Source organism: bacterium SCSIO 12741 (genome assembly GCA_024398055.1).
Lineage (GTDB): Bacteria > Bacteroidota > Bacteroidia > Flavobacteriales_G > Salibacteraceae > SCSIO-12741.
Genome location: CP073749.1, coordinates 1584631 through 1596697, shown reverse-complemented (window position 1 = coordinate 1596697; position 12067 = coordinate 1584631). Strand labels below are relative to the sequence as shown.

Annotated in this window: 13 protein-coding genes; 6 read left to right on the top strand and 7 right to left on the bottom strand. The window is 44.5% G+C overall.

Annotated features, from left to right (window positions below; all coding sequences use genetic code 11):
* Positions 1–2: 2 nt before the first annotated feature.
* The 3 genes from KFE98_06820 to KFE98_06810 all read right to left on the bottom strand — a co-directional run bounded on the left by KFE98_06820 (position 3) and on the right by KFE98_06810 (position 2479).
* Positions 3–959 (bottom strand): DUF3078 domain-containing protein, encoded by a 957-nt coding sequence (locus KFE98_06820; GenBank protein ID UTW63846.1) that lies wholly within the window; start codon positions 957–959, stop codon positions 3–5.
* A gap of 20 nt (positions 960–979) precedes the next feature.
* Positions 980–1819 carry a mechanosensitive ion channel gene (locus KFE98_06815; protein ID UTW63845.1) on the bottom strand — a complete coding sequence of 280 codons (840 nt, stop codon included), beginning with the start codon at positions 1817–1819 and terminating at the stop codon, positions 980–982.
* Positions 1820–1903: 84 nt separating this feature from the next.
* On the bottom strand, positions 1904–2479 hold the full coding sequence (locus tag KFE98_06810; GenBank protein ID UTW63844.1) for a phosphoribosylglycinamide formyltransferase: 576 nt from the start codon (positions 2477–2479) through the stop codon (positions 1904–1906).
* 113 nt (positions 2480–2592) lie between these two features.
* Here KFE98_06810 and KFE98_06805 point away from each other — a divergent pair, with 113 nt between their 5' ends.
* From KFE98_06805 to trxA, 4 genes are read left to right on the top strand one after another with little or no spacing between them, the layout of a single operon-like run.
* Positions 2593–3201 carry a nitroreductase family protein gene (locus KFE98_06805; protein UTW64658.1) on the top strand — a complete coding sequence of 203 codons (609 nt, stop codon included), beginning with the start codon at positions 2593–2595 and terminating at the stop codon, positions 3199–3201.
* A complete protein-coding gene (locus KFE98_06800; protein ID UTW63843.1) occupies positions 3186–3704 on the top strand; it encodes a hypothetical protein in 519 nt (172 codons plus the stop codon). The genes KFE98_06805 and KFE98_06800 overlap by 16 nt, the downstream gene beginning before the upstream one ends.
* A 41-nt stretch (positions 3705–3745) precedes the next feature.
* Positions 3746–4171, top strand: a complete 426-nt coding sequence (locus KFE98_06795; protein ID UTW63842.1) for a rhodanese-like domain-containing protein — start codon at positions 3746–3748, stop codon at positions 4169–4171.
* 1 nt (position 4172) lies between these two features.
* On the top strand, positions 4173–4469 hold the full coding sequence (gene trxA, locus KFE98_06790) for a thioredoxin (GenBank protein ID UTW63841.1): 297 nt from the start codon (positions 4173–4175) through the stop codon (positions 4467–4469).
* Here the strand turns inward: trxA and KFE98_06785 are convergent.
* Complete coding sequence (locus KFE98_06785) at positions 4458–6311, bottom strand: hypothetical protein (protein UTW63840.1); 1854 nt, start codon at positions 6309–6311, stop codon at positions 4458–4460. The genes trxA and KFE98_06785 overlap by 12 nt on opposite strands.
* 99 nt (positions 6312–6410) lie before the next feature.
* Between KFE98_06785 and dxs the strand changes: the two genes are divergently transcribed.
* Together dxs and rnhA are read left to right on the top strand one after the other, a co-directional pair.
* Positions 6411–8342, top strand: a complete 1932-nt coding sequence (dxs, locus tag KFE98_06780) for a 1-deoxy-D-xylulose-5-phosphate synthase (GenBank protein UTW63839.1) — start codon at positions 6411–6413, stop codon at positions 8340–8342.
* Positions 8343–8349: 7 nt separating this feature from the next.
* The gene (gene rnhA / locus KFE98_06775; GenBank protein ID UTW64657.1) at positions 8350–8802 is read left to right on the top strand and encodes a ribonuclease HI; all 453 of its coding nucleotides are present in this window, start codon (positions 8350–8352) and stop codon (positions 8800–8802) included.
* Positions 8803–8809: 7 nt separating this feature from the next.
* Here rnhA and KFE98_06770 read toward each other — a convergent pair whose 3' ends face one another.
* The 3 genes from KFE98_06770 to KFE98_06760 form a co-directional block, all read right to left on the bottom strand.
* A complete protein-coding gene (locus KFE98_06770; protein ID UTW63838.1) occupies positions 8810–10321 on the bottom strand; it encodes a T9SS type A sorting domain-containing protein in 1512 nt (503 codons plus the stop codon).
* 59 nt (positions 10322–10380) lie between these two features.
* Entirely contained in the window at positions 10381–10896 is a 516-nt protein-coding gene (locus KFE98_06765) for a hypothetical protein (GenBank protein ID UTW63837.1), read from the bottom strand.
* Positions 10897–11185: 289 nt separating this feature from the next.
* A complete protein-coding gene (locus KFE98_06760) occupies positions 11186–12007 on the bottom strand; it encodes a T9SS type A sorting domain-containing protein (protein UTW63836.1) in 822 nt (273 codons plus the stop codon).
* Positions 12008–12067: the final 60 nt, after the last annotated feature.

Here is a 12067-nt window from a genome sequence, read left to right as displayed (position 1 = left end):
ATTTAAAATGATAGGCTCAAACCAACTCCAAGAACCTCCTTAAACTGAGTACGAGGACCTACGGAATCTTCTTTGCCATCTCCGGTCGTGTCAATCGGGATATCGATGTCGTGATCGTAGATGAGAGAAGTGGTTAGACTTGCTGAAAGCCACTTGTTTACCTTCATTTTTAGGAGCAAATCCCAGTTGACGTCAATATTGCCCGGACGATCCAAATAGTTGGAGAAGAAATTAATCTTGGTGTCCAAATCAATGTTTTTGGCAATGGTATTCACGTAACGAAGCGATAAGTTACCCCCGAACTCGTAGCGAATGTTTTCACCTTCGGTGATAATTCGACCATTGGTATCATAAGTAGCAGCTTCTACACCAAAGGCTCCAAAATTGGCCAGATCCTGATTTCCAACAAAGGTGATTTTACCAGCAACCGGTGAAATGTTAGCCGAAAAATGATCGTCTGGCTTGTAATCCATACCGAGACCCATGGTGAGGTAACCAGGTGCCATGAAGGTAGAGATCAGGTCTGAGTCATTAGGCAAAGCATAACCATCAAACATCTGAGTACGGAAATTGATAAAAGCCGAGTAGTACCATTTCTTCGCAGCTTCGCGGCCCCCTTTGGAGTTAAACTCAATACGGTCATCGGTTTTGTTCCAGGGATCCTCTCCAGACAAAATTCCCCCGTATCCAACCAAAAGGTCATTTTCCCAATTGTATTTTCCTTTTTTGTAATTGGCAAAAACTTTGAATAAACCGTTTGCGGCCACCGAGTTTTCACCACCCGCTGCCCAGTTAACCAAACTGGTTTGGGCAATATTTAGGCTAAATGTTCCTCCTTTTTTCCAGTAGCTCGTATCCGAAGGTGCTGCCGAAGATGAATCGGCTTGGGCAAAAGAGGTAGCCGGGCCTATCAATAGAGCCGCGGCAAGAAGAAGATTCAAGTAAATTCTTTTTTTCATATCCAATCTCTGTTTTGTATTTAGGCGTCCGCGGCAGTGGCAGACTTGTGTACATGAACGTCCATTTGAGGATAAGGAATGGACAATCCTTCTTTATCAAAATTCTTGTAAACTTTTTCGTTCATATCGAAGAAAACTCCCCAATAATCGGCGCCGTCTACCCAGCCTCTTACAGCAATATTTACTGAGCTATCTGCCAGTTCTACCAGGCCTATAAAGGTTTCAGGATCTTTTTTGATACGTGGGTCTTCATCGAGGTAGCGTTGCAAAGTTGCTTTGGCGTGATCGTAATCGTCGCCATAGGCAATACCAAATACCCAGTCTACCCGGCGAGTGCCCATTCTGGAGTAGTTCACCAAGGACCCTTTCCACATGTTTTCATTGGGAATAATGATGGCTTTGTTATCACCGGTGGTCAGTACTGTATTGAAAATGCCGATTTCATTTACGGCTCCGGAATATCCTTGAGCTTCAATCCAATCTCCTACTTTGTAGGGTTTGAAGAATAGAATCATTACTCCGCCGGCAAAGTTTTGAAGCGTTCCGCTCAAGGCCAAGCCGATGGCAAAACCAACCGAACCTAAGATGGCAACGAAGGAGGTCATTTCGATTCCCAGAGCGCCCAAGGCGCTTATTACGACCAATACGCGAAGGAGCATTTTGGTCATGCCCAGAATAAAAGGCTTTAGAGAGGGAGAGAGGTCCTGGCTTTCAAGACGACGTCTGATAACTCCCATGATCATGCCGACGATCCAGAATCCCAGAATGAGAATGGCCAGGCCAGCGGCAATTTTTCCGCCAAATTCGACCGCCATCTGGCTAATCAAATCAGCGTATTTGCTGAAGTCAATGTTGTTCATAACGAATAATTATTAGTCCTACTTAAAAATGATGCACTTCCTATGCGGGCATATTTAATTTCGCAAAAGGCAGGCAAAAGTTTTCTAACCATTCTTCCCAAGCAACAGTTCCTCGACCACTGTCGGAAAATACCGATGTTCGAGCTTTTGCACCTTGTGGGCAACGTCTTGGGGTGTATCGTCTTGATCTAGAGCGCACCTTTGTTGCGTGATGATGGCTCCTTCGTCGTATGCTTCATTCACAAAATGGATGGTTATTCCGCTTTCCTTTTCACCGGCAGCCACTACGGCCTCATGAACAAAGTGTCCATACATGCCCTTGCCACCGTACTTGGGCAGAAGAGAGGGGTGAATATTGATAATTTGATTGGGGTAAGCGGCGACTAATTCGTCTGGAATTTTGAGTAGGAATCCGGCCAGAACGATCAGATCTGTATTTGCTTTTCGGAGTGTGTCGAGTAAGTTTTCGGGAGACTCAAGGTCCTTTTTTTTGACCAACAGGGTGGGAATGTCATTTTCTTTAGCCAGGTCCCATACCCCCGCATTTTCTTTGTTTCCCACGATTAAGGATATGTGGGCCAAATCGCTATCCTGAAAATGCTCGTGGATTTTTCGAGCGTTACTTCCGGTTCCCGAAGCAAATACTACCAGATTCTTCATTTAAACTAAAATAGAACAAACCGGCAGGAATCATTAATTTGCACACAAATTTTTTGACCGTGGAAAAAAGTCTTTTTATCCCTTACGATTTCCAATCTTTTAGCGAATCTGAAATGCAGGAGCGCTCCCAAAATTTTTACCAGGAAATGAACCGCAGAAGATCGGTTCGTGAGTTTTCTGACAAGCCGGTTGATCCAAAGGTTTTGGAGAATATTATTCTCACCGCTGGAACGGCTCCATCCGGAGCTCATAAGCAGCCATGGACCTATTGTCTGGTAGGCGATCCTGAAATAAAAAGAAAAATCAGAGAGGCGGCTGAAAAGGAAGAGTATGAAAATTACCATGGCCGTATGAGCGATGAGTGGTTGAAAGACCTGGAGCCCTTTGGAACGGATCAACACAAACCCTTTTTAGAAATAGCCCCCTATCTCATTGTGGTTTTCAAAAAAGTATTTGACTTAGAAGGAGAGCAGAAAAAAACGAATTACTACGTCAACGAATCTGTGGGCATATCTGTAGGAATGTTGCTTTCAGCCATTCATATGGCCGGTTTAGCATCCCTTACCCACACGCCGAGTCCAATGAACTTTTTACAAGAAGTGTTGGGGAGGCCTAAAAATGAAAGAGCCTTCTTGCTGATACCTGTTGGGTACCCCAAAGATGGAACTCAGGTGCCCGATATTTCCCGTAAACCCATAGACGAAATATGCGTCAAGTATTAATTGTTTCGCTCATTGCGGTTTCCCTGATCGGGTGCAACCCATCCTCCAAAAAGGAAGCGGAGATTCCTTTTCCCTTCCAAGAGGCCAAAGCTGAAATGAAGGCGGCAACCTCGGCTATTGAAAAACAGTTTGTATGGGAAGACAAGGTGGAAAAGAAAACCTTGAGCACCATTGAATGGACGAAAGAGTTTGCTCCACTTGATTCGGCTTTGCAAACTTTTTACGAAAGACCGGATATTGAGTCCAAAACCATTGAAAAAGGGGATACTACCATTATTGAATATCGACCGCAAAAATCGTCCGGTAGCCAAATGGTGGACGTTAAATTAGTCGACAACAAGCTGGTTTATCTTGAAATGACCCGAGAACAAACAGGTACCTTTAACCAAACCTTCAACCGAATGGTTTTGATTCCCGCTCAAGGATGGGAGTACAAAGGAAAACTCAAAGTATACGGACTTGAAGAAAAAGACTACCGGGTGAAGGTGTTGATTGTAACCTGAGTCACGGTATTAGTCAAAATTGTCTTGTTAATTTTGCATCTATGAAAACATTGAAGTTAATGGTAGCTGTGCTACTGATGGGAACCTCTATGATCACAACTGCCTGCAACGGTGGTTCTGCTGATCAAAACCAAGAACAATCAGCCGCTACGGTAAAGGACATTTCTGTGGACGAGTTCAACACTATGAAATCGGAAAAGCCGGGAATCATTTTGGATGTACGTACTCCAGGTGAAGTGGCCAGTGGAACTGTGCCAGGTGCCATCGTCATCGATATTATGGATCCAGATTTTGAAAAGAAGGTAAATGAGTTGGACAAAAACGCTACGGTTTATGTGTACTGCAAAGCAGGTGGTCGTAGTGCTAACGCTTCCGACAAGATGAATGATTGGGGCTTTAAGACCGTTTATAACGTAACCGGTGGATTTGACGCTTGGTCTTCCAAAGGATATGAAGTAAGCAAATAAGATGGCGACATTCAAAGACATCATTGATTCTGACAAGCCGGTTTTGATCGACTTTTACGCCGATTGGTGTGCACCTTGTAAGGCATTGAGCCCCATGGTTCAGCAAGTTGCGGCAGAATTAGGAGATAAAGCAAGGGTGATCAAAATCGACATTGATAAAAACCAGGCATTGGCCTCTAAGTACCAGATTCAGGCAGTGCCTACTTTGGTCGTTTTTAAAAATGGAGAACTTAAGTGGCGCCAGGCTGGTGTCATTCCTGCTCAGCAAATTCGCCAGGCAGTGGAATCATTTCTTTAGTTTTTTCACTTCCAGGTACTCAATAGGAATCTTTTGCTCCATCCTTACCGCGATGGGCAACTCTGATACCCAAGCCGGTTCCCAAAAGGTGTATTGATCGGTGTAGAGTTTCAGGATTTTTTGATCCCATTCCTGATCTATTCCGCGAAGAGTGGACGCTTTGGATACACTTCCAAACTCATCAAATTCTACCAGGACCATTCCCACGCCAATTTTTGGATCGCTTGGCTCTTTTTTGTTCCGTAGTCTAATTGGATTTAGGGTTTTAAGTAATAAACCTAAATCGTAGTCTTCTACTTTATTGATTTCGGCCTGGCTGCTTTGAGTGAGCAGTCGGGGTTCCAGTAAGGTGGCTTGGTTGCTGTACTCATCACTGCTGTTTCGCTGAGAGGAAAAGAAAACATAATTCGGGAACCGTCCTTTGCCAATGTATGAATCAAAATGGAGGACCGTTCGGTTTGCAGACAAGTAGGCCGTGATTCTATCATTGAGTGAAACGCTCCTTGATATGGAGTAGAAAGTTCTTTCCATTTGGTCTCTTGGGCGGCAGGAATCACTTGCGAAGTAAGATTCACGAGCAGTTACTTGATTGGTGTATACTTCTTTGTACCCTACCCGGCCAAAGTCGTTGTAGTAATTCCAGGTGCCCACTTTAATATTGTGGTAGTAGCCTCCTTTTACATTGATGTAGCCACCCGGATTGTAGTCGGTAAAATTACCATGCTTGAGTCCATTCTTGTAGTGAACCACTGACCTCAATTCATCGTACAAATCGTAGGTTCTCCAGATGCCCTCTTTTTTATTATTGACTACTGTCCCTTCAGATCGGGCTCTGCCATCGCCGTGGTATTCGATGATAAAGGCGCTGTCGTTGCTGAAATAGTGCGTTTCTTTTTCCAGCTTCTGTTTCTTTTTAAAGATGTTATAGCTTTTCCAGGTTCCCGTCCGGTTTCCACGGGTGTAATACCCCTCAGAAGTCTTTTGCTCATTGAAAAAGTAAGTCACTTTGCCATGAGTTTTGCCGCCAAGCATATCCACCCGGCTCGCCAGAGATCCATCGTAGTGGTAAAGAAGCAGCTCTCCACTTCCGTTTCTAAAAGTTCCTCGATTATGATCTCGGCCTACGGGGTTGTTGTAATCGTAGATCGCGTCCAACCTTCCTTGGGTATACTTAAATCGCGACCAAAGCAGCGTGGTGTGGTAGTACGTTTCGCGGATGCTGTCTACTTTTTCTCCCAGCATGACCACTTTTTGGTAAAGCTTGCCGGATGGAAAGTACTGTTCCTTGTAAATCTTACCATCTGTTCGGATGCGGTAGAGCTCCTTTTTAATGGGGTCTACATGTTTGTCTTTGGTGTCGGAAGGGTGGTAGTACCGAATTTGATCACCCGTTAAGGTATCCGCTCGGTATTGGTGAACGATGGCAGGATAACCGCCATAGTAGTAACCTTTCCATACGCCGGTTTTTTGTCCACCCTTAAAGAAGGTTTGGGCACGCATAGAACCGTCTGAAAAAAAGTATTCCCATTTTCCATGCTTGCGATCCATGATGTAGTTGGCTTTCACATACACCTCACCATTGGGGTAAAACCGCTTCCAGGCACCATGCTTTTTTCCAATGTGGTATTTTCCTTCCACCACTTTTTGTCCGTGGAAATAGTAAATGTAGTTGCCATGTCGGATGTTGGTATCCTTGGTCATTACTTGATAAACAATGCGATGACCGTGATACAAGTCCTTGGCTTTGTTGCGAACTTGAATGTTGGATTGGGCCGAAATCGAGCCTGAGAACAGGGTTAGGATAACCAGGAATATGGACACGTGGTGGTTCATTATTTTCAAAAATGGTCGATTCGCGGCGTTTGAACAAAAAAAATTTGAATTTGTACTACAGAGACGGAGGAAAATCTTCCTATTATATTTGCACATTAGTTTGTTATCATGGATATTAAAACAGGTCCGCTTCTTAGTCAGATCGTCATTCCTGAAGATTTGCGTAAACTAAGCTTGGAAGATCTACCCCAGGTTTCCCAAGAACTTCGTGAATTCATTGTTGATGTAGTGTCGCAAAAAGGAGGCCACTTCGGTGCCAGCCTTGGCGTGGTAGAACTTACCGTGGCCCTGCACTACGTATTCGATACACCCAGAGATCAGATTGTTTGGGACGTTGGGCACCAGGCCTACGGTCACAAGATTCTGACCGGAAGACGGGAGCGCTTTCACACCAATCGGAAGTACAAAGGTATTTCTGGTTTTCCCAAAAGGAAGGAAAGCGAATACGATACTATGGGAGTGGGACACTCCAGTACTTCGATTTCTACGGCACTGGGGATGTCGGTAGCCAATCGATACCAAAACAAAAAAGACATTCAGCACATTGCGGTCATTGGCGACGGTGCTATGACAGCTGGTTTGGCCTTTGAAGGACTGAACCATGGTGGTGCAGAAAATACGGACATGATTGTTGTTCTCAATGACAACTGTATGTCTATCGACCCGAACGTAGGGGCCTTGAAGGAGTATTTAACAGACATTAGTACTTCTCATACCTACAACACAGTAAAGGATGAGGTTTGGACCTTGCTCGGTAAGCTTTCTAAGTTCGGGTCCAATGCTCGTGAAATTGTAGCGCGGATCGAAAATGGAATTAAGTCCTCACTACTCAAAAACTCGAACTATTTCGAATCCCTCAATTGGCGGTATTTCGGCCCTATCGATGGGCACGATCCTATTCATGTGGCCAAAGTACTTCGGGATTTAAAAGATATTCCAGGTCCAAAAATCCTCCATTGCCTTACCGTAAAAGGAAAGGGATATGGACCTGCAGAAGAAGGAAGTTCTACTACCTGGCATGCTCCCGGGCTCTTTAATAAAGAAACTGGAGAGATTGTTAAGGTGGTTCCTAAGTCTCCTCAGCCTCCCAAGTTTCAGGATGTTTTTGGTCATTCCATCATTGAGCTGGCTGAAAAGAATGACAAAATCATGGGAATTACTCCAGCAATGCCTACAGGGTGTTCGCTCAAGTACATGATGGAAGCCATGCCTGATCGGGCTTTCGATGTGGGTATTGCCGAGCAGCACGCTGTTACTTTCTCGGCTGGTTTGGCTACTCAGGGGATGGTTCCTTTTTGCAACATCTACAGTTCCTTTATGCAGCGGGCTTATGACAATGTGATCCACGATGTAGCCATTCAGGATTTACACGTGGTTTTCTGTCTCGACCGAGGTGGATTAGTTGGAGCTGATGGACAAACCCATCATGGTGCTTACGACTTGGCATTTATGCGTTGTATTCCTAATATGATCGTGTCTGCTCCAATGGATGAAGAAGAGCTTAGAAACCTGATGTATTCTTCTCAAATGGAAAAGAATGCCCATCCTTGGGTGATTCGCTATCCTCGTGGAACTGGAATTATGCCTGATTGGAAAAGACCTTTCCGCGAAATCAAGGTAGGTAAAGGCCGGAAGATTAAGAATGGGGAAGATGTTGCCGTTTTAACCATCGGAGCCATCGGAAACGAAGCCGTTAAGGCCACTCAGCAGTTGGAAGAAAAAGGATTGAACGTTGCTCACTACGATATGCGTTTTGCCAAGCCATTGGATGAAATCATGTTGCACGAAGTGTTCTCCAAATTCGACAAAGTAGTGACTTTGGAAGACGGTTGTATTCAAGGTGGATTTGGTAGTGCTATTGTTGAATTCATGGCCGATCACGGCTACAAGGCTCAGGTTATTCGTCTTGGAATTCCAGATCGTATTGTGGAGCACGGTACCCAGGCTGAATTATACCGGGAGTGCGATTACGATGCCCAATCCGTAGTAGAAGCTTGCCTGAAAATGGTATCCCGCAAATCTCATTCTCTCACGGGGTAAACTCACCATCATCGCACAGATCATTATTTATACCGACGGTGCCGCAAAAGGCAACCCCGGACCCGGTGGTTATGGAGCTGTTTTGCTCTCAGGTGTTCACCGAAAGGAACTTTCCGCTGGATTCAGGCGAACCACCAACAACCGAATGGAGCTATTGGCCGTTATTGTTGCTCTCAAGGAGCTCAAAGGTTATGGCCATGAAGTAACCGTTTTTTCCGATTCCAAATACGTGGTTGACGCTGTGGAAAAAGGCTGGCTTCAAAATTGGAGGCGCAAAGGCTTTAAGGACAAGAAGAACGTGGATTTATGGCTCAAATTCCTGGAGGTATATCCCAAGCATAATGTGCGTTTTGTCTGGGTAAAAGGCCATGCCAACATCAAAGAAAACGAGCGCTGCGACCAATTGGCTGTAAAAGCTGCCGAGGGAGAGAATTTGCCTCCGGATACTGGGTTTGAATAAAGGCAATCTAATATTTCACTAAACTACGGTGATCCATTTGCCCTGCTTCACTTTCGAAAATGAGCAAGTACACGCCTTGCTTTAAGTGAGCAACATCAATTTTTCGTGCTTCTTTCTGAATGTAATAATCCTGAACCTTTTCTCCATTTAGGTTATGAATGGTTAGTGTCCCTGGGTGAGTAGAACTTAACTGAATAAATTTTGAACAAGGGTTTGGATAAGCATTGAATACTGGTCTTTCTGTACGAAGCTCGTCAACGTTGGTGCCATTATCGGAAGGAAAGTACGTACTACAAGAGGTTGTATCAAAGCACCAATTTTGATTGATGGCTACAGCGTATTGTCCAGGTTTGCTAGGAGCAAACTTTGAATGAGACGCACCGGGAATTGCCTTATAGTTGCTGTCGCAATCGAGCCATTGGAAATAGGCCAGCCCTTGAGCCAAAGCATGAAGAGTGTCACCCACTCGAGTAATTTGGGTGTCCACTTTTTGAATGGTGAGGTCTAAAGTTACCACAGAGTCACACCCACTTTTATTTGTGAGGGTATAGGTTGCCGTCGAATCATCCGAAGTATAGGTTTGACCATCAATCCAGGTGAAGGTACGGCAAGAGGTTTGTTGGTCTACACCGGCAGATGGTTGGCAGGCGTTTTGACTATAGACAGCGATAGCTGAACTCCGCAATGAACCTTGAATATTTATTTGATGAATAGACCCATTTGGATCCATATCCAAGGGTGTGCCGGAGTTGGCTGAGATTAATAGCCGATTGGATGGAGTAAGTTGAATATCAGTAATAATGTTGTCTCCATTGGATTCTAAAACCTTAACCCAAGTAAAGTGGCCGGAAGGGGTTAATTTTAACATAAACCCCTGAAAAGTATTGTGAACACCTGTTACCCGCTTCTGACCCGGACCAGGATCGAAATCTACAGATCCTAAAAAAACACCTGATAGGTAGAGCTGTCCAATAGGATCGATTGCGAGATCCCTGGCCCTGATGTTTCCGTCAAAATCCAAAGTCGAAGCCCACAACAAATCACCGTTATTATTGAGCCCTTGTACAAAGGTGCATCCTTTTACTCCCGAGGTCAGTATATGTTGACCAGTATCGGGGTCAAAATCAATCGTTCCTACCATATAGCCAATAGAGAAAACTTCTCCGTTCGAGCCTAGAGCGATTTCATTTCCATAGCTCTGTAACCCGTTAGCGAGCACAGAGGACCAAAGAAATTGGCCTTGGTTATCAAGCTTAAGTACAAAGGATTGGTAAATTCCTGAATCTCCACGATAAAAGTTTCCAGGGCCCGGATCCATATCAACAATGCCCCAGGTTTTGCCCGTAAGAAAAACATTTCCATGGCTGTCAACTTCCACATCTTCACCTTCATCGATACCAAAAGACCCTAGGGTTTTAGTCCATAAAAGTTTACCATTTGGGTCAAATTTGGAGATGAAAAGATCACTCGAGCCTTCAGACTGGTAATAGGTAGTGTCAGGGCCAGGATCAAAATCCATGAAGCCTTCGAAACTGCCTGTGACGTATAAATTTCCGTTATGATCCGTAGCTATATCTTTTATATTCTCATTACCTGCCCCCCAAAAGAATGTGCTCTGATCAGTTGGCCCGATGAATCCAGTTTCAGGATGAAGGCATCGGTAAGACCATTAGAAATATGAAGGTCCTGTGCCGGACCCGGATCAAAATCGGAGGTGTCCAAGAAATACCCAGCAAGGTAAACATGGTCATTTGCATCTATCGAGATGGCTTCAGTTTGGTCTGTGTTTCGCCCACCTGTGGTCAGGACTCTTTTAAAGGTTCCGGTGGAGTCTAATTTGAGAATAAATAAATCCTTGTTGCCATGGGATGTTCTGTTTTCGATAACCTGTGGAGAAGGATTAAAGTCAACCGTATTGGAATAGTATCCTGTAAAGAAGACATTACCTTTTGAATCTGAGGCTATTTGGAAAGTCTGATCGGTTCCGTTGTTTCCAAGATTACCAATTCCCTGGGCCCATTCCATTCGGAAACCCTGACCCTGGGCAAAAAGGATTCCTCCTAGGGCCACAAATGCGCAAATAATTCTTTTCATAGCTGTTAATGCGAGAATCAGGCGATATTAAATCCAGGATATGGATTATGCTGATTACCACAAAGTTGGCTAATGACTTGCTGACGACGAATACCGAATTCAAACCCAAAATGACCGAATTAAAATTTTTGGTTAGGAGTGCTGAAGAAGCAGGATGATGACCTTTAAAGTAACCTTATGACTTCCAAATTCATTAAAAGTTCATCATTTTACCTGAACATTTAAAATTCAAAACAAAAAAAGCCCTCCCACCAAAGCGAGAAGGCTTTTCCATAAATATCTTCTTGTACTAGTACTTAATTAAGGTCTGCTGCAATAAGGCATCAACCCCATTGTCGAAATTGACTACGTAGAGACCTCTTTCAAGAGTGCTTACATCTACCGTTTCAAGATCGTGGTTTAGCTGTTGCTCCAACATCAATTCCCCATTCAAATTGTAAACTGTGAGCAAGCCTGCGTTTTTAGAATGTACCCGCATAAAATCCTGAGCAGGATTTGGGAATATGGAGAAGGCATCTTCATGGTTCGCATTAACTTGAATACCAGTGGTACCGCCGCCGCTTTTTTCTTCTACGGTAAGGGCATCCATATAGACGTTATCTCCACTGGCCATCCGGTTATCATTACCCGCATTTCCGGTTGCGTAGAAACTAACAGTACCGGTACCGGCAGCAGGTGCTTTCCATTGGAATGGCCAGGTTTTGCTATTGCCACTGCGAGTGGTTCCGGTTTTATGAGAGATGTAAATGTTATCGTTGCTCAATTCTGTTCCGGCTCCTGGAATCAGCGTTCCCAAGCCATCACCTGCATTGTTTTGAGCAGTAAGGGAGAAGCCAAATACCATTCTACCCGAATCTCTAACCATAACTGACACGTTGTAAGTCTGGCCCGGCGTGTATCCTTCAGCAGGAATATCGGTGATGATCATTCCCGGCATTTGCGTTGCTCCGCCACCATGACACCCGCCATTGGTTCCGCACGTTCGACCATCTGCTGGAGAGCCTGTGTAACCCTTGGGAGCAGGGGAGTTTGAATAGGACATGAAAAGGCTGACGGCTACGATTGATCCAATGCTAAAGACCGCACCGCGGAGTAGGTAACTGAGTTTCATAGATGTGAGATTTTGAATGTATATACATCAATAACGCTTCAAGATTATGAAACGTTGGTA